General features: G+C 73.0%; 14 protein-coding genes and 1 pseudogene. 10 read left to right on the top strand and 5 right to left on the bottom strand.

The window, feature by feature from the left end; genetic code table 11:
* Both H5J29_RS04180 and H5J29_RS04175 read right to left on the bottom strand, forming a co-directional pair.
* Nucleotides 1-853 (bottom strand): AMP-binding protein (locus tag H5J29_RS04180; RefSeq protein WP_181779567.1); only part of this gene is annotated, 853 nt, incomplete at its 3' end.
* 55 nt (nt 854-908) lie between these two features.
* Nucleotides 909-1,499 (bottom strand): TetR/AcrR family transcriptional regulator, encoded by a 591-nt coding sequence (locus H5J29_RS04175; RefSeq protein WP_181779566.1) that lies wholly within the window; start codon nt 1,497-1,499, stop codon nt 909-911.
* A gap of 89 nt (nt 1,500-1,588) precedes the next feature.
* Here H5J29_RS04175 and H5J29_RS04170 point away from each other — a divergent pair, with 89 nt between their 5' ends.
* From H5J29_RS04170 to H5J29_RS04130, 9 genes are all read left to right on the top strand, one after another.
* Nucleotides 1,589-2,728 (top strand): acyl-CoA dehydrogenase family protein, encoded by a 1,140-nt coding sequence (locus tag H5J29_RS04170; RefSeq protein ID WP_181779565.1) that lies wholly within the window; start codon nt 1,589-1,591, stop codon nt 2,726-2,728.
* A 25-nt stretch (nt 2,729-2,753) separates the two neighbouring features.
* Nucleotides 2,754-4,376, top strand: coding sequence for an AMP-binding protein (locus H5J29_RS04165; RefSeq protein WP_181779564.1), 1,623 nt, complete (start codon nt 2,754-2,756; stop codon nt 4,374-4,376).
* Complete coding sequence (locus tag H5J29_RS04160) at nt 4,373-5,971, top strand: acyl-CoA carboxylase subunit beta (RefSeq protein WP_181779563.1); 1,599 nt, start codon at nt 4,373-4,375, stop codon at nt 5,969-5,971. The genes H5J29_RS04165 and H5J29_RS04160 overlap by 4 nt, the downstream gene beginning before the upstream one ends.
* 5 nt (nt 5,972-5,976) lie before the next feature.
* Nucleotides 5,977-7,971, top strand: a complete 1,995-nt coding sequence (locus H5J29_RS04155) for an ATP-binding protein (RefSeq protein ID WP_181779562.1) — start codon at nt 5,977-5,979, stop codon at nt 7,969-7,971.
* Nucleotides 7,968-9,536: a class I adenylate-forming enzyme family protein gene (locus tag H5J29_RS04150; protein WP_181779561.1), complete on the top strand. Its 1,569-nt coding sequence runs from the start codon at nt 7,968-7,970 to the stop codon at nt 9,534-9,536. The genes H5J29_RS04155 and H5J29_RS04150 overlap by 4 nt, the downstream gene beginning before the upstream one ends.
* The gene (locus tag H5J29_RS04145) at nt 9,533-10,297 is read left to right on the top strand and encodes an enoyl-CoA hydratase/isomerase family protein (protein ID WP_181779560.1); all 765 of its coding nucleotides are present in this window, start codon (nt 9,533-9,535) and stop codon (nt 10,295-10,297) included. The genes H5J29_RS04150 and H5J29_RS04145 overlap by 4 nt, the downstream gene beginning before the upstream one ends.
* Before the next feature lie 34 nt (nt 10,298-10,331).
* Nucleotides 10,332-11,090, top strand: coding sequence for an enoyl-CoA hydratase/isomerase family protein (locus H5J29_RS04140; RefSeq protein ID WP_181779559.1), 759 nt, complete (start codon nt 10,332-10,334; stop codon nt 11,088-11,090).
* 2 nt (nt 11,091-11,092) lie between these two features.
* The gene (locus H5J29_RS04135; RefSeq protein WP_181779558.1) at nt 11,093-11,887 is read left to right on the top strand and encodes a TIGR03084 family metal-binding protein; all 795 of its coding nucleotides are present in this window, start codon (nt 11,093-11,095) and stop codon (nt 11,885-11,887) included.
* Nucleotides 11,888-11,952: 65 nt separating this feature from the next.
* The gene (locus H5J29_RS04130; protein ID WP_246393451.1) at nt 11,953-13,731 is read left to right on the top strand and encodes an acyclic terpene utilization AtuA family protein; all 1,779 of its coding nucleotides are present in this window, start codon (nt 11,953-11,955) and stop codon (nt 13,729-13,731) included.
* A gap of 12 nt (nt 13,732-13,743) precedes the next feature.
* Here the strand turns inward: H5J29_RS04130 and H5J29_RS04120 are convergent, their stop codons facing one another.
* The 3 genes from H5J29_RS04120 to H5J29_RS04110 all read right to left on the bottom strand — a co-directional run bounded on the left by H5J29_RS04120 (nt 13,744) and on the right by H5J29_RS04110 (nt 15,890).
* Entirely contained in the window at nt 13,744-14,517 is a 774-nt protein-coding gene (locus tag H5J29_RS04120; RefSeq protein ID WP_181779557.1) for an alpha/beta fold hydrolase, read from the bottom strand.
* Between the two features lie 5 nt (nt 14,518-14,522).
* The gene (locus H5J29_RS04115; RefSeq protein ID WP_181779556.1) at nt 14,523-15,383 is read right to left on the bottom strand and encodes an alpha/beta fold hydrolase; all 861 of its coding nucleotides are present in this window, start codon (nt 15,381-15,383) and stop codon (nt 14,523-14,525) included.
* Between the two features lie 69 nt (nt 15,384-15,452).
* Nucleotides 15,453-15,890: an Lrp/AsnC family transcriptional regulator gene (locus H5J29_RS04110; RefSeq protein WP_181779555.1), complete on the bottom strand. Its 438-nt coding sequence runs from the start codon at nt 15,888-15,890 to the stop codon at nt 15,453-15,455.
* Nucleotides 15,891-16,016: 126 nt separating this feature from the next.
* Here H5J29_RS04110 and H5J29_RS04105 point away from each other — a divergent pair.
* Nucleotides 16,017-17,141: pseudogene (locus H5J29_RS04105) on the top strand (indolepyruvate ferredoxin oxidoreductase family protein); the annotation flags it as partial.

Below are 17,141 nucleotides of genomic sequence, written 5' to 3'. Positions count from 1 at the left end.
CGGGCACCGCGGCGGGCCTGCGTCCGACGGTCACGGTGCCGCCCGCGAGCAGCGCCGCGAACGGGAAGATCTCGTCCCCGATGTGGTAGATCACCGGCAGGAACGTGCAGAGCCGCAGGTCGGACTCGTGCGCCAGGCCGCGGCTGAGCGACACCGTGAAGTTCAGCGCGGCCAGGTGTGCGTAGCTGTGCGAGAGCATCACGCCCTTGGGCATCGCGGTGGTGCCCGAGGTGAACAGCAGCTGCCAGATGTCGTCCCCGTGGATCTCGACCTCGGGCTCGGTCGCGGGCTGCCCGGCCAGCAGGTCGCCGAACGCGGGGCTGCCCGCGACGGGCCCGCCGCCGACCGTGATCGTGGCGCCCACCGCGAGCCCGCGCACGGCGAAGACCTGCTCGACGCGCGGCCACAGCTCGGCGTCCACCACCGCGAACCGCGGCGCGGTCCGCTCGATCAGGTGCTCCAGGACGTCCGGCGCGAGGTTCGGGTTGAGCGGGACGGACACCATCCCGGCCTTGGCGATCCCGACCTTCGCCAGCAGCGCCTCGACCGAGTTCTCGCTGATCAGCAGCACCCGGTCGCCCGGTTCGAGACCCGCGCCCGCGAGCGCGTGGGCGAACCGGTTCGCGGCCTCGTCCGCCTCCCGGTAGGTCACGGACTCGAACCGCGCCTCGCCGAACGCCCCGTCGACGCCGGCGAGCGCGACCTGGTCCGGACGGCTCCAGGTCAGCCGCTCGAACAGGTCGCCGACGGACGTCCGCTCCCAGCGGTGCACGGCGCGCCTGCCGCGCAGCGTCTCGACGTCGATGGTCGCCGCGTCGGGCAGGGCGGTGCCGTGGGGGATCTCGGGCAGCATGGCGTCAGCATGCGTGATCCGGCTCACTCATCGCAAGAGGTGAGTCAACCCGAGTTCACTCGACCGGAGCGACGCCGAGGCAGGCGTGGGTCATCGTGTCGAGCTGTCGGGCGAGCCGCTCGGAGTCCAGCCCGCTGCGGAAGAACAGTGTCGACTGGATCGCGCCGATGGCCGCATGCACGGCCAGGCGCAGCTCGCCGTCCGCCAGGTCCCGGCGCAGCGGGGCCAGCACGTGCACCCAGTCCTCGAGATAGTGCCGCTGCAGCCTGCGCAGCCGCCGCCGGTCCTCCTCGGGCAGGGTGTGCGCCTCGCGGTGGTACACGGCGAGCACGCTTCGGTCCTCGATCGCGACCGTGATGTGGTCCCTGATCAGGGCGGACAGGGCGGAACGGTCGTCCGGCGCCGCGGCGATGATCTCCGCCGCGCCGCTGCGGATGCGCTCCATGACCCGGTCCAGCAGGGCGACCAGGATGGCGTCCTTGCTCCCGAAGTGCCGGTAGATCCCGGACCCGACGATGCCGGCCTCGGCGCCGATCTCCGCCATCCCGACGGCGTGGAAGCCCCGCCGCGCGGCCAGCTCGGCAGCGGCGGTGAGGATGCGCTCGCGGCGCTCCGGATCGCGTCTACTGCGGGTCGCCGTCGTCATCTGGCCATCATGGCATCGTCGCGGTAGTGTGCGCCACGAGTGAACCGAGAATCACTGAAACGGCTGGACACCACCACTGAGGAGTCGGTGTGGACTTCCTGGAGACCGACGAGCACCGCGACCTGCGGGCGGCCGTCGGCGCGATCGCGGCCCCGTACGGGGGCACCTACTACGCGGAGCACGCTCGCGCGGGCACCGAGTGCACGGAGCTGTGGCACGCGCTGGGCGACGCGGGGTTCGCCGGGGTGAACGTCCCGGAGGAGTACGGCGGGGGCGGCGGCGGCCTCGTCGAGCTCTCGCTCGTGTGCGAGGAGATCGCCGCCCAGGGCGCCCCGATCCTGCTGCTGCTGGTCACGCACGCGATCTCGGCCGAGGTGCTCGCCGAGTACGGCACCGAGGAGCAGCGCAAGGAGTGGCTGCCCGGGCTGGCGAGCGGGCGGCGCAAGGTGGTCTTCGCGATCACCGAGCCCGAGGCCGGGTCGAACACCCACAAGCTCTCCACGCGGGCCCGGCGGGTCGGCGACGAGTGGGTCGTGACGGGGGAGAAGTACTACATCTCCGGTGTCGACGAGGCCGAGGCGCTACTGCTCGTGGCCCGCACCGGGGACGAGGGGCAGCTGTCGCTGTTCCTGGTCCCCACGGACGCCCCCGGTCTCCAGAAGACGGTCCTGCCCGTGGACGTGATGCTCCCGGAGAAGCAGTTCACGCTGCACTTCGACGAGGTCCGGCTGCCCGTGTCCGCGCTTGTGGGCGAGGAGGGCCAGGGCTTCAAGCAGGTCTTCCACGGGCTCAACCCCGAGCGGATCACCGGCGCGGCGCTCTGCGTCGGGATCGCGCGGTACGCGCTGTCCCGCGCCGCGCAGTACGCCAAGGACCGGAAGGTCTGGGACAAGCCGATCGGCACCCACCAGGGCGTCGCGCACCCGCTCGCCAAGGCGAAGATCGAGACCGAGCTCGCCGCGCTGATGACGCAGAAGGCCGCCTGGCTGCACACGAACGGGCTGCCCGCGGGCGAGGCGTCGAACATGGCGAAGTACGCGGCGGCCGAGGCCGCGATCGCCGCGTGCGACGCCGCCATGCAGACCCACGGCGGCAACGGCGTGGCGCAGGAGTTCGGACTGCTCCCCTACTGGGGGCTGGCCCGGCTGCTGCGGATCGCCCCGGTGAACCGGGAGATGGTCCTGAACTTCGTGGCCCAGCACTCGCTCGGCCTTCCGCGTTCCTACTGATCCGACCCGACGACAGGGGGCAGCGATGGAGCTGAACCGGAACCTCATCCAGCGGATCAACGTCGGCGACGCACTGACCCGCTCCGCGTTCGCGCGGCCCGAGAAGCTCGCGATCGTCGACAGTGGAGTCGACAGTGGAGTCGACAGTGGAGTCGACGGGGAGCGCCGCTGGACCTACGCCGAGTTCGACGCGTGGGTCAACCGGCTCGCCCACGGCCTGCTGGCCCGCGGCTACGGGGTCGGAGACGCGCTGGCTCTGGCCTCAGCCAACAGCGCCGAGTTCCTGGCCGTCTACTACGCGTGCGCCAAGATCGGCGTCGTGTGCGTGCCGCTCAACCTGGGGTGGCGGCCGGACGAGGTCGCCTACGTGCTGGGCCACTCGCAGGCCCGCGGGATCGTGGTCGAGAGCCAGCTCGTCGGCACGGTGGCCGGGGCGGTCGCCGAGACGGCGGGCGTCGCGGAGGTGATCGTCGCGCCGGGCACCGGTGCCTCCTGGGAGCCGGTCGCCGGTCGGGACACCCTGGTGCTGGACGACGTGCTCGCCACGGACACCGCACCGCCCGAGGTGGTCGTCGAGGACCGGGCGCCGCTGAGCTACCTCTACACCTCGGGCACCACGTCGTTCCCGAAGGGCGTGGTCGGCACCCACCTGGGCATCCACCTGGAGTCGATGTCCGCGGCGCTGGACTCGGGCTGGTCCACCGAGGACCGGTTCGTCGCGATGATGCCGATGTTCCACACCGCGCAGCTCAACGCCTTCTGCACGCCCGCCGTCGTCGTCGGGGCCACGATCTTCGTGCACCGCGGCTTCGATCCCGAGCGCTTCCTCGCCACCATCGAGCAGGAGAAGATCACGCAGGTCTTCGGGCTGCCGATGATGTACCGCGCGGCGCTGGACCACCCGTCGTTCGCGAGTCGCGACCTCGGCTCGCTGAAGCGGGCGGTCTACGCGATGGCCGCCATGCCGGAGTCGCAGATCAAGGCATGTCTGGACGGATTCGGCTGCGATTTCGCGCTCTTGTTCGGACAGACGGAGATGAGCCCGATCACGACCCTCTTCCGGCCGGAGCACCAGCTGAGCCACGTGGGAGCGGTCGGTACCCCGCTGACCGGCGTGCAGGTCGGGATCATGGACCCGCAGGGGACCCTGCTCCGGCGCGGCGAGCAGGGCGAGATCGTCTACCGCGGCCCGTCGACGATGCAGGAGTACCTGCGCAACCCGGAGGCGACCGACACCGCGTTCGCGCACGGCTGGTTCCACTCCGGGGACGTCGGCCGGTTCGGCGAGGACGGCGTGCTCTGGTTCGCGGACCGCTACAAGGACGTGATCAAGACGGGCGGCGAGAACGTCGCGTCGATCGAGGTCGAGCGGGCCGTGTACGACGCGGAGCCGCAGGTCGCCGAGGTCGTCGTCGTCGGCCTGCCGCACGAGCGGTGGAGCGAGGCGATCACCGCGGTGGTCGTGCCCAAGCCCGGCGCGAGCATCGACGCCGAGGTCCTGCGGGCCGCGCTCAAGGAGCGGCTCGACGGTTACAAGGTCCCGAAGTCCGTGATCGTCGTCGACGAGCTGCCGCGGACGTCCACCGGGAAGATCCAGAAGAACGTGGTCCGCGAGGCCCACGCCAGCCACTACGGGGAAGGCCGATGACGGTCCTGAAGTCCCTGCTCGACGTCTCCTCGGAGACCTACGCGAGCAACCGCAAGGCCCAGCTCGAGGTGCTCGCCCAGCTGAACGAGCAGCTCGACCTCGCTATCGCCGGGGGCGGTGAGCGCTACATGCAGCGCCACCGGGACCGCGGCAAGCTCCCGGTGCGCGAGCGCCTGGAGCTGCTGCTGGACCCCGACAGCCCGTTCCTGGAGCTGTCGCCGCTGGCGGCCTGGGGCACCGAGTTCACGGTCGGTGCGTCGGAGCTGACGGGGATCGGCGTCGTGTCCGGTGTGGAGTGCGTGGTCATCGCCCACGACCCCACCGTGCGCGGCGGGGCGATGAACCCCTACTCGCTGAAGAAGACGCTGCGCGCGTTGGAGATCGCGCGCGTCAACCGGCTGCCGGTGATCAACCTGGTGGAGTCCGGCGGGGCCGACCTGCCGACCCAGGCCGATCTCTTCGTCCCGGCCGGGCGGATCTTCCACGAGCTGACCGAGCTGTCGTCGATGGCGATCCCGACCGTCGCGCTGGTCTTCGGCAACTCGACGGCGGGCGGCGCGTACGTCCCCGGCATGTGCGACTACGCGGTGCTGGTCGACAAGGGCGCCAAGGTGTTCCTCGGCGGCCCGCCGCTGGTCAAGATGGCCACCGGCGAGGAGTCCGACGACGAGTCGCTCGGCGGCGCGGAGATGCACAGCCGCATCTCGGGCCTCTCGGACTACTTCGCCGCCGACGAGCACGACGCCATCCGGCTCGGCCGGGAGATCATGTCCCGGATCAACTGGCACAAGCTCGGCCCGGCCCCCGCGCTGAACCCGGCGCCGCCGCGCTACGACCCGGAGGAGATCCTCGGGATCCTCCCGCCGGACACGAAGGTCCCGTTCGACCCGCGCGAGATCCTGGCGCGCACCGTCGACGGCTCGGACTTCGACGAGTACAAGCCGCTCTACGGCACCTCGCTGGTCACCGGCTGGGCGAGCATCCACGGCTATCCCGTCGGCGTGCTCGCCAACCACCGCGGCGTGCTGTTCAGCGAGGAGGCCAAGAAGGCCACCGAGTTCATCCTGCTCGCCAACCAGACGGACACGCCGCTGGTCTTCCTGCAGAACACCACCGGCTACATGGTCGGCAAGGAGTACGAGCAGGGCGGGATCATCAAGGACGGCGCCAAGATGATCAACGCCGTCACCAACAGCACGGTCCCGCACCTCACGATCAACATGGCGTCGTCCTTCGGGGCGGGCAACTACGGCATGTCCGGGCGCGCCTACGACCCGCGGCTGATGTTCGCCTGGCCCGGCGCGAAGCTCGCGGTGATGGGCGCGGCCCAGCTCGCGGGCGTCATGTCCATCGTGGGCAAGGCGTCGGCGGCGTCGCAGGGCAAGCCCTTCGACGACGAGGCGGACCGCAAGCGCACCGCCGCCATCGAGGCCCAGATCGACGCGGAGTCCCACTCCTTCTACGTGACCGGGAAGCTCTACGACGACGGCATCGTCGACCCCCGCGACACCCGCACGGTGCTGGGGATGTCCCTGTCCGCCGTCCACTCGACCACCGTCGCCGGCCGTCGCGGCTTCGGCGTCTTCCGGATGTGAGCACGATGATCCAGAAGCTGTTGATCGCGAACCGCGGCGAGATCGCCGCCCGCGTCATGCGCACCGCCCACTCGCTGGGCATCGGCACCGTGGCCGTGTACTCGGACCCCGACGCCGCGGCCCCGTTCGTCTCGCTCGCCGACGAGGCGGTGCGGCTCCCCGGTGCCGCCCCGTCGGACACCTACCTGCGCGCCGACCTGGTGATCGCGGCGGCTCGCGCGACGGGTGCCGACGCCGTGCATCCCGGCTACGGGTTCCTGTCGGAGAACGCGCAGTTCGCGCGGGACTGTGCGGCCGCGGGCCTGACGTTCGTCGGGCCCACGCCCGAGGCCATCGCGTCGATGGGCTCGAAGCTCGAGGCCAAGGCGCTCATGGAGAAGGCGGGTGTGCCGGTCCTCCCCGGGGCCACGGTCGACGAGTCCTCCGACCTGGGCGCCATCGCCGCGGACATCGGCTTCCCGGTGCTGGTCAAGGCCGCGTTCGGCGGCGGCGGGCGCGGCATGCGCGTCGTGCACACCCCCGCGGAGCTGACCGAGGCGGTCGAGGGCGCGCGGCGCGAGGCGGCGTCGGCGTTCGGCGACGGGACCGTGTTCCTGGAGCGGTTCGTCGTGAACCCGCGACACGTCGAGGTGCAGATCCTCGGCGACACCCACGGCGAGGTCGTGAGCCTCTTCGAGCGCGACTGCTCGATCCAGCGGCGCTACCAGAAGATCGTCGAGGAGAGCCCGTCCCCGGCGGTCGACGAGGTGCAGCGGGCCGAGCTGGGGGAGGCGGCCGTCGCGGCGGGGAAGGCGATCGGGTACACCGGCGCCGGGACCGTCGAGTTCGTGATGGACCAGGACGGGAAGTTCTTCTTCCTGGAGGTCAACACCCGGCTGCAGGTCGAGCACCCGGTCACCGAGCTGGTCACCGGGCTGGACCTGGTGGAGCTGCAGCTTCGGGTGGCCGAGGGCGAGCCGCTGCCGCCCGAGGTGCTCGGCGCGGGCATCTCCGGGCACGCGATCGAGGTCCGGCTCTACGCCGAGGACGTCCCCGCGGGCTTCCTCCCGGCCACGGGCACGCTGCACCGCTTCGCGATCCCGGACCTGCCGGGCATCCGGGTCGACTCCGGTGTGGTCGACGGGTCCGTCGTCGGGACCAACTACGACCCGATGCTGGCCAAGGTGATCGCCCACGGCCGCACCCGCACCGAGGCGGCCCGCACCCTCGCGCGGGCGCTGCAGCGGGCCGAGCTGCACGGCGTCACGACCAACCGGGACCTGCTCGTCGGGATCCTGCGCGAGCCCGAGTTCCTCGCCGGGAAGACCGACACGGGGTACCTGACCAGGCATGATCCAGCGCAGCTGTGCCGATGGTCTACTTCGCAAGCTCCGTCTCCGGGCGCTCCGGGAGGCGGCGGGGTGCGGCAGGCCGCCGCGGCCGCGCTCGCCGCGCAGGCCGGGAACCGGGCGTCGGCGCGTGTGCTGGCCGGGATCCCGTCGGGCTGGCGGAACGTCGGCGGGCAGCCGCAGCGCGCCGCGTACACCCTCGGCGACGAGACCCTCGAGGTCACCTACGCCTTCCGCCGCTCCGGCCTGGACCTGGCCGTGAACGGCGAGGCGCTGCCCGCCCGGCTGGTCGCGGCCACGCCGGAGTCGGTGGAGCTGGAGATCGACGGGGTGTCCCGCACCTACGCCGTGCACCGCGTCCCGGGATGGTCCTACGTGGACGGTCCGGACGGCTCCGCCGCGCTGGCCGAGGTGCCCCGGTTCGCCGACCCCAACGCGGTCGCGCACGCCGGGTCGCTGCTCGCGCCGATGCCCGGCGGGGTGGTGCGGGTCCTTGCGGCACAGGGGGATCCGGTCACCGCGGGGCAGGCGCTCGTGGTGCTCGAGGCGATGAAGATGGAGCACACCGTGGCCGCCCCGGTCGACGGTGTGGTCGCGGAGATCCACGTCGGCGCCGGGGACCAGGTCGACACCGGCCAGGTGCTCGCCGTGGTCGAGGAGCCGGAGGAGTGAGCTCGCCGGGACCGTCCGACGTCGCCGCGGCCACGGGGACCACGGTCGACGCGCTGTTCCGGCGCGCCTTCCGGATCTTCGCCGACCGGGTCGCGGTCACCTCCGACCAGCCCTGCGAGGAACCCTGGACCTACCGTGAGCTGGGCGGACGTGCCGAGCGGCTCGCCGCGGGCCTGCACGCCTCCGGGCTGCGGCGTGGCGACCGGGTCGCGGTGCTGTCGGAGACGCGGCCGGAGTACGTCGAGCTGTACGCGGCGCTGGCGCGGCTCGGCGTCGCGGTCGTGACGCTCAACGTCCGGCTGCACCCGGACGAGCTGGCGCACATCGTCGGGACCGCGGGCCCGAGGGCGCTGATCACCTCGGGATCGTTCGCGGCGAGCGCCGAGGCGATCCGGGACCGCAGCCCGTCGGTGAAGGCCTGGTATTCGCTGGATCCGCGCGAGGGGTTCCTGCCCTACGGCTCCCTGCGCGAGTCCGGCGCCGAGGTCCCCGAGCCCGCCGCCCAGCCCGGCGACCTGCACAACGTCCTCTACACCTCCGGCACCACCGGGCTGCCCAAGGGCGCGATGATCACGCAGCAGGCCGCCGCCGTCCGCGGCCTGCGGCTGGCCCAGTGGTTCGGGCTGACCGCCGACGACGGGTTCGTCGGCTGGCTGCCGATGTTCCACTGCGCCGGGGACGAGTCCCTGTACGCCACGATGGTCACCGGCGGCCGGTTCGCCTGCCTGCGCAAGGCCGATCCGGCCCGGATCCTCGACCTCGTGGAGCGGGACCGGCTGAGCTGGACGCTGCTGCTCCCCGGAGTGATCACCGACGTGCTGGCCGAGCCGACCGCTGGGCGGGACCTGACCTCGTTCCGGTTCGCGATCGGCTACGCCAACATGATGCCGACGGTCGTCGAGCAGCTCACGGCGAAGTACCGCATCTCCTTCTGCGACGCGTTCGGCCAGACCGAGACCAGCTACGCCCTCGCACACGGGTTCAGCGGGCCCGGCGAGCGGCCGCACCTGCGCAAGACCCCGACCCCGCTGCTCGACGTCCGCCTCGTCGACACCGAGATGAACGAGGTCCCGGTCGGGGTGCCGGGGGAGTGCGTGGTGCGCGGGCCCGGCGTGATGTCCGGGTACCTGGACGACCCGGCCGCCACCGCGGAGGCCTTCCGCGGCGGCTGGCTGCACACCGGCGACGTCCTGGTCCGCGCCGAGGACGGCACGCTGTCCTTCGTGGACCGCACGAAGTACCTGGTCAAGACCGGTGGTGAGAACGTCTACCCGGCCGAGGTCGAGCACGCGATCGCCGGACACCCCGCGGTGCAGGAGGTCTGCGCCTTCGGCGTGCCCGACGAGCGGTGGGGCGAGACGGTGAAGGTGGTCGTGGTGCGGGCGCCGGGCGCGCAGGTGAGCGCGGCCGAGATCGTCGCGCACTGCCGCGAGCACCTCGCGTCGTACAAGCGGCCGCGGTACGTCGAGTTCCTGGCGTCCGAGGAGCTGCCGCGCAGCACCACCGGGAAGCTGCAACGCCATGTCCTCGCCGAACGCGGTGCGACCGAGGCGGAGCGAGCATGATCACGGTGACGGACCGCGGGCCGGTCCGGATCCTCGCCGTCGACCGCCCGGACCGGCGCAACGCGCTGACGACCGGCGTCGTCGCCGAGCTGGAGGCCACCCTGCGGGCCACCGCCGACGACGGGGAGGTCGGCGCCGTCGTCCTCACCGGGGTCGGCGGGCACTTCTCCGCGGGCGGGGACGTGGGCGACATCCTCGACCACGTCGCCGGGGACGATCCGGAGCTGCTCGCGCTGCTGCGGGCCTTCCACCGGCTCGTCGTGGAGATCTGGGAGTCGCCGCTGCCGGTCGTCGCCGCGGTCTCCGGCATCGCGTACGGCGGCGGGTTCAACCTGGCCCTGGCCTGCGATCTGGTGGTGCTCTCCGCCGACGCCCGGCTGTGCCAGGTGTTCGTCAAGCGCGGCGTGGTGCCCGACGTGGGCGGTGCCTGGTTCCTGCCCCGGCTCGTCGGCATGCAGAAGGCGAAGGAGCTCATGCTGCTCGCCCCCGAGATCGGCGCGGCGGAGGCCGAGCGCCTGGGTCTCGCCAACGCCGTCGAGCCCGACCCGGAGGCTGCGCTGGAGAAGGCGGTCGAGATGGCCGAGCAGCTGGCGGAACTCCCGGCGTACACGGTCGCGCTGGCCAAGAAGCTGGTCAACCACTCCGCGGACGACGACCTGCGCGGCTCGCTGGAGCGCGAGGCCGTCAGCCAGGCCGCGGCGCTGCGGTCGGGGCCCGCCGTCGAGGGGTTCGAGGCGTTCCGAAAGGGGGTTCGCGGATGAGATCCCGCAGGCCCGAGCTGAGGAGGAGGATCCCGTGAGCGTGACGTACGAGGTCGAGAACGGGGTCGCCTGGCTCACGATCGACCGGCCCGAGGCCCGCAACGCCCTGTCGAAGGACGTGCGGGACGGGCTGTGGGAGGGCGCGCACCGGTTCGTCGCGGACGACTCCGCCGCCGTGCTGGTGCTGACCGGCGCGGGCGAGAAGGCCTTCTGCGCGGGCGGTGACCTGAAGGAGATGGCGGAGACCTCGCTGGAGATCCCGCCGCCGGACTTCCTGCCGCAGTTCGGGCGGAACATCCAGATCGACAAGCCCACGATCGCCGCGGTCAACGGCGTGGCGTACGCGGGCGGGTTCCTGCTGGCCCAGCAGTGCGACCTGGTGGTGGCCGCCTCGCACGCCCGGTTCGCGGTGAGCGAGGTCAAGGTCGGTCGCGGGTCGCCGTGGGCCGCGCCGCTGTCCTGGCTGGTCCCGCCGCGGATCGCGCTGGAGATCCTGATGACCGGCGACCCGCTCGACGCCGAGCGGGCACAGGGGTACGGGCTGGTCAACCACGTCGTCGCGGCCGCGGAGCTGCGGTCGCACACCCAGGCGCTCGCCGAACGGATCGCGGCGAACGCGCCGCTGAGCGTGCGGGCGTCGAAGAAGACGGCCTACCTGTCCGCCGACCACCCTCGGGAGGCGGCGTACGAGGCGGCCGAGGAGATCTGGGCCCCGGTGTACCGGTCGGCCGACGCGCAGGAGGGGCCGGCGGCGTTCCGCGACAAGCGGACCCCGGTCTGGAAGGGGAGGTAGCCGTGCCCGTCTCGATGCCCGATCTGGCCGCGGACCTGGAGGCCGAGTCCGCGGTGCTGCGCGCGATCCTGGCCGGTCTCGGTCCCGAGGACTGGGCCCGCCCGACACCGGCGGAGGGCTGGTCGATCGGCGACCAGGTCTCGCACCTGGCGTACTTCGACGACGTGGCGCTCCGGTCGGCCACGGACCCGGAGGCGTTCGCGGCCGAGAAGGCGGAGATGGACGCGACCGGCGGGGTCGACCCGGACTCGTTCGCCGAGCGGTTCCGGTCGCTGTCCGGTGCCGAGCTGCTCGCCTGGTTCGACGAGTCCAGGGCCCGGCTCGTGCGCACGTTCGCCGGTCTCGAACCCGGCCTGCGGGTCCCGTGGTTCGGGCCGCCGATGAGCGCCGCGTCCTCGCTGACCGCGCGGATCATGGAGACCTGGGCGCACGGCCAGGACGTGGCGGACGCCGTGGGCGTGGTCCGCGAGCCCAGCGGGCGGCTGCGACACGTGGCGCACATCGGGGTCGGCGCGCGGGCGTTCAGCTACGCGCTGCACGACCGCCCGGTGCCCGAGGCGCCGGTCCGGGTGGAGCTCGACGCGCCCGACGGTGCACTGTGGACCTGGGGTCCTCCGGGGGCGGCGGACGTCGTCACCGGCACCGCCCTGGACTTCGCGCTGCTCATCACCCAGCGCAGGCACCGGGACGATCTCGCGCTGGTCGTGACCGGCCCGGCCGCCGAGGAGTGGGTCGAGATCGGGCAGGCCTTCGCGGGCAAGCCGGGGACCGGCCGGAAGCCGGGGGGTGCGCGGTGACCCGCCCGATCCGGATCGGCAACTGTTCCGGCTTCTACGGCGACCGGCTCCGCGCGGCGCGGGAGATGGTGGAGGGCGGTCCGATCGACGTCCTCTGCGGGGACTACCTCGCCGAGCTGACGATGCTGATCCTGGCGAAGGCGCAGGCCAAGGACCCCGCGGCGGGTTACGCGCGGACCTTCCTGACCCAGATGCAGGACGTGCTGGGGCTGTGCGTCGAACGGGGGACCAAGGTCGTCTCCAACGCGGGCGGGCTCAACCCGGCCGGACTGGCCGCGGCGATCGACGCGCTCGGGACCGGTGCGCGGGTGGCCTGGGTGGAGGGCGACGACCTGCGCGGCTCGCTCGGCGCGATCACCCCGCCGGTCGAGGGGAAGCCGGTGTCCGCCAACGCCTATCTCGGCGGCTGGGGGATCGCGGAGGCGCTGGCCGCGGGTGCGGACGTCGTCGTGACCGGGCGGGTGACCGACGCGTCGCTCGTCGTCGGGCCCGCCGCCTGGTGGCACGGCTGGACGCGCGGGGACTTCGACGCGCTCGCCGGCGCCGTCGCCGCGGGGCACGTGATCGAGTGCGGCCCGCAGGCCTGCGGCGGCAACTACTCGTTCCTCGCGGAGGTGACCGACCGCCGCTACCCGGGCTTCCCGATCGCGGAGGTCGCCGCCGACGGCTCCTCGGTGATCACCAAGCACCCCGGGACGGGTGGGCTGGTCTCCGTCGGCACGGTCACCGCGCAGCTGCTCTACGAGATCGCGGGTCCCGCGTACCTCGGCCCGGACTGCACCACGCACTTCGACACGATCACCCTGACCCAGGAGGGCCCCGACCGCGTGCTCGTCTCGGGGGTGCGGGGGAGCGCGCCGCCGCCCACGCTGAAGGTCGCGCTGAACGACGCGGGCGGCTACCGCAACTCGATGACGCTGGTCCTGACCGGCCTGGACATCGAGGCGAAGGCGGCCTGGGCGGAGGAGATGCTGTTCGACGTCCTGGGCGGTCGGGACCGCTTCGCCTCGGTGGACGTGCGGTTGCTGCGCTTCGACCGCCCCGACGCGCCGTCGAACGAACAGGCCACGGCGCACCTGCGGGTCACGGTGAAGGACCCGGACCCGAGGACGGTCGGGCGCGCCTTCTCCAACGCGACGATGGAGCTCGCCCTGGGCGGGTACGCGGGCTTCCACACCACCACCCCGCCCACCGCCGAGTCCGCCTACGGCGTCTACCGTCCCGCCGCGGTCCCCCGCTCCGCGGTGACCCAGACCGTGGTGCTCCCGGACGGAACCCGCTCGGTCGTCGCGGACCCGCAGGTGGGGGAGGTCTCCGAGCACCTTTGCCCTGCCCGCTCCCCTGCGGGCGCGGGTGCTGCCGGAGCGGACCCGCACGCAGGCGGGCAGGGCAAAGGTGTCGCGGACCCGCACGCAGGCGGGCAGAGCAACAGCGCTGCGGACCCGCACGCAGGCGGGCAGGGCAAAGGTGTCGCGGGGGAGGACCCTGGAGTCCCCGCGGAGGGCACCAGGCCGGTCCCGCTCGGCGCGGTGTGCGGCGCGCGCTCGGGCGACAAGGGCGGGAACGCGAACGTCGGCGTCTGGACCCGGACCGAGGCGGAGTACGCCTGGCTGCGGGGCTTCCTGACCGTGGACCGGGCCCGTGAGCTGCTCGGACCCGAGGTCGCGGACCTGGAGATCGAGGTGTTCCCGCTGCCGAACCTCAAGGCGCTCAACGTGGTCGTGCACGGGATCCTCGGCGAGGGCGTCGCGTCGAGCACCCGCCCCGACCCCCAGGCGAAGGGCCTCGGCGAGTATCTGCGCAGCCGCGTCGTCGAGGTGCCGACCGCGCTCCTGGAGGGCTGAGGATCGCCGCGATCATGCTGCGGGCGAGGTGGTGACCTCCAGGATCGTGCGGGTGACGACGGCGGGGTCGTCGTAGGTCGGCACGTGGCCCGCTCCCGGGAGGGTGCGCCGCTCGGCGCGCGGGAACAGGGTGGTGAAGCGGTCGGAGTAGCGCGGGGGCGGGAGCAGCCGGTCCTGCTCGCCCCAGGCGATCCGGACCGGCACGTCGGGCTCCGGGACGGTGAAGTCGCGGGTGACGGCGTCGTCGAGCAGGGCGCGGAGGGCGGAGCACTCCGCGTTGTCGCGGAAGAAGCGCTCGGCCTCGTCCGCGGTCATGTGGTCCCCGCGGCCGACGGCCATGCCGAGCATCGCCCGTCTCGCGGCGGCCGGGCCGACCAGGAGCCGGATCCCGGAGCCGAGCCCACGGGCCATGAGGTGTGCGGGGAGGATCAGCCCGCGCACGCGTCGGACCTCGCGGCTGCCGGGCAGCCACCCACCGGCGGGGGACAGGGCGACCACCGAGAGCGCCCGCCCGCGCGCCGCCAGCTCGAACGCCAGCCAGCCGCCGAGCGAGTTCCCGACGAGGTGGGCGCGGTCGATGCCGGCCGCGTCGAGCTCGGCCTCCAGGGCGTCGGCCAGGGCGGGGATCGTCGGCGCGACGCCCGGGGGGAACGGCTCGCCGCCCGAATGCCCGCGCAGGGTGGGGACCAGGACCCGATGGCGCTCCTCGAGCGCCCCGCGGACCGGCTCCCAGACCGCCGGGCTGCCGCCTACACCGTGCAGGCAGACGAGCGGCGGACCGGCCATCCCACTCACCCGACGACCCGGTCCACCCACGCGACGACGTCGTCGGTGATCTCCTCCCGGTTGGTCTCGTTGAACACCTCGTGCCGGGCGCCCGGCCACACCCGCAGCGTCACGTCCTTGACCCCCGCCGCGGCGAGCCGGTCGACCAGCGGGTTCACGAGGGCGAGCCCGGCGTTGACCGGGTCCGCGTCGCCGACGGTGATCAGCACGGGGAGGTCGTCCCGGATCGCGGCGACGCGCGCCGGGTCGGCCAGCACGCGACCCGCGACGAACAGCGCCTTCCCACCCGGCTGGTCCAGGCCGAAGCCGCAGGCCGGGTCGGCGACGTACTTGTCGACCTCGGCCTCGTCGCGGGACAGCCACTCGAAACCGGTCCGGTTCTCGAAGGGCGCGTTGAACCCGGAGAGGTCGATCTCCGCGTCGAGGTCCAGCGAGGGCTCGAGCAGGTCGACGAGGCCGGTGCCGGACAGGACGAGCCCGTCGATCTCGGCGGAGTGGTCGAGCACCCACTGCTGGGCCGCGAACGATCCCATGCTGTGCCCCAACAGGATCACCGGGATCCCCGGGTGGTCGGCCTTCCCCTTCGCCACCAGGACGCCGATGTCGTCGACCAGACCGGCCCAGCCGTCCTCACCCAGCACACCCTGCTTCTCGGGCGAACCCGCGGTCGCGCCGTGCCCGCGGTGGTCCTGCCCCTGCACCACGTACCCGCGGGCGGTCAGTGCCGCGGCGAGCCGGTCGTAGCGCAGCAGGTGCTCACCCATGCCGTGGGTGAGCTGCACGAGCGCGCGGGGCGCCCTCGCGGGTTCCCAGCGGTACGCCGTGATCTCCGTGCCGTCGCGACCGGTGAAGGTGAAGGTGTCCACAGGGCCTCCTCGTCGAGTCCGTGTGATCGTCGCGGGGCCCACGGGCCGGGTCAAGGGCCGTCGACGGCGCTACGACCGGTTCCACGCCCCCAGTACCAGCAGCGTCTTCGTGCCCGCGATCGGGCCGGCGCTGCGCAGCCGGTCGATCACCTGCTGCAGGTGTGGCACGTCGCGCACCCGGACCTGGACGAGCGCGTCGGGATCGCCCGCGATCGTGTAGACGGCCTGGACCTCGGGCACCGTGGTGGCCGTGGCGACGATGTCCGCCACCCCCGTCGTGCCCGCGTAGCGCAGCTCGGTGAACGCCTCCACGCCCCAGCCGAGCTTCGCGTGGTCGACCTGCGCGGTGAACCCGGTGATCACCCCGGTCTCCTGCAGCCGGTCCACCCGCCGCTTCACCGCCGCGACCGACAGCCCGACCACCCCCGCCATGTCCGAGTAGGTCCGCCGCCCGTCCTCCTGGAGGAGGGCGAGCAGCCGGTGGTCGAGCTCGTCGACGTCCGCCATGGTGACCCCTTCGCGCAAGATTGCTCAGCGCAGACGAGCGTAGTCGAGACATCTTTGCGTCGTCGAGCCTTCTTGCGGCGACTTGCTTGCGCGGCTCCTCGTCGGTCCGTTGGACTGTGAGCGCCTGTGAGCACCCCCACCACACCGGAGGCCACGTTGACCGTCCCCACGACCGTGACCCTCGACGACCGCTACGCCGCCGACCGCGGCCGCGCACTCCTCACCGGCATCCAGGCACTGGTCAGGCTGACCCTGGAGCAGCGCAGGCTCGACGACGAGCGCGGCCTCGACACCCGTGTGTTCGTCTCCGGCTACCAGGGCTCCCCGCTGGGCGGGTTCGACGCGGAACTGGTGCGCTCCAAGCGGTTCCTCGACCCCGCGGGCGTGGTGTTCTCCCCGGGCGTCAACGAGGAGCTGGCGGCCACCGCCGTCGCCGGGACCCAGCTGCTGGACCGGCTGCCCGGGCGTCGGCACCAAGGGGTCGTGGGCTTCTGGTTCGGCAAGAACCCCGGCCTCGACCGCGCCGCGGACGCCATCCGGCACGGCTCGCTCGCGGGCACCGCGACCCTCGGCGGGGCCGTCGCGATCATCGGCGACGACCCGGCCTCCAAGTCCTCCACCGTGCCCAGCTCGTGCGAGCCGATGGCCCAGAGCCTGGCGATGCCGCTGCTCGCCCCGGGCACCGTGGACGAGATCATCGGGCTGGGGCTGCACGCGGTCGCCCTGTCCCGGGCGTCGGGCCTGTGGACCGGGCTGAAGATCGTGGCGGACAACGCCGACGCCTCGGCCACCGTGGACGTGAGCGGTCTGCGGCTCGGCATCCCCATGCCGCCCGCGCAGCCGCGGCCCGCGGCGGGCGCGCTCGTGGGCCCCGCGGCGCTCGACGCCGAGCACGACATGCTCACCCGACGCCTGGACCTCGCCCGCGCCTACGCCCGTGAGACCGGCCTCAACCGGGCGGTGTTCTCCGCGGCCCGGGCCCGGCTCGGCATCCTGGCCGGCGGCACCGGCTTCGCGATCCTCCGGCGCGCGCTCGACGACCTCGGCGTCGACGAGGCCGCCGCCGAGCACCTCGGCCTGCGGCTGATCCGGCTCGACATGCCCTTCCCACTCGACGACGACGAGCTCGTCCGGCTCACCGCGGGCCTCGAGGAGGTGCTCGTGGTCGAGGACAAGGTGCCGTTCCTGGAGGGCCACCTCAAGCAGGCGCTGTACCGGGTGGCGGACGCCCCGCTCGTCGTCGGGCGGCGG

This window comes from Pseudonocardia pini (assembly GCF_013870575.1).
GTDB lineage: Bacteria > Actinomycetota > Actinomycetes > Mycobacteriales > Pseudonocardiaceae > Pseudonocardia > Pseudonocardia pini.
The sequence above is the reverse complement of the archived record's forward strand: the minus strand, read 5'-3'. Positions and strand labels throughout refer to the sequence as shown.

Excerpts from the sequence above, each read along its gene's own strand:
- H5J29_RS04175 (WP_181779566.1), bottom strand. The coding sequence starts at position 1,499 with ATGACGACGGCGACCCGCAGTAGACGCGATCCGGAGCGCCGCGAGCGC.
- H5J29_RS04165 (WP_181779564.1), top strand. The coding sequence starts at position 2,754 with ATGGAGCTGAACCGGAACCTCATCCAGCGGATCAACGTCGGCGACGCA.
- H5J29_RS04160 (WP_181779563.1), top strand. The coding sequence starts at position 4,373 with ATGACGGTCCTGAAGTCCCTGCTCGACGTCTCCTCGGAGACCTACGCG.
- H5J29_RS04155 (WP_181779562.1), top strand. The coding sequence starts at position 5,977 with ATGATCCAGAAGCTGTTGATCGCGAACCGCGGCGAGATCGCCGCCCGC.
- H5J29_RS04145 (WP_181779560.1), top strand. The coding sequence starts at position 9,533 with ATGATCACGGTGACGGACCGCGGGCCGGTCCGGATCCTCGCCGTCGAC.
- H5J29_RS04130 (WP_246393451.1), top strand. The coding sequence starts at position 11,953 with ATGGTGGAGGGCGGTCCGATCGACGTCCTCTGCGGGGACTACCTCGCC.
- H5J29_RS04120 (WP_181779557.1), bottom strand. The coding sequence starts at position 14,517 with ATGGCCGGTCCGCCGCTCGTCTGCCTGCACGGTGTAGGCGGCAGCCCG.
- H5J29_RS04110 (WP_181779555.1), bottom strand. The coding sequence starts at position 15,890 with ATGGCGGACGTCGACGAGCTCGACCACCGGCTGCTCGCCCTCCTCCAG.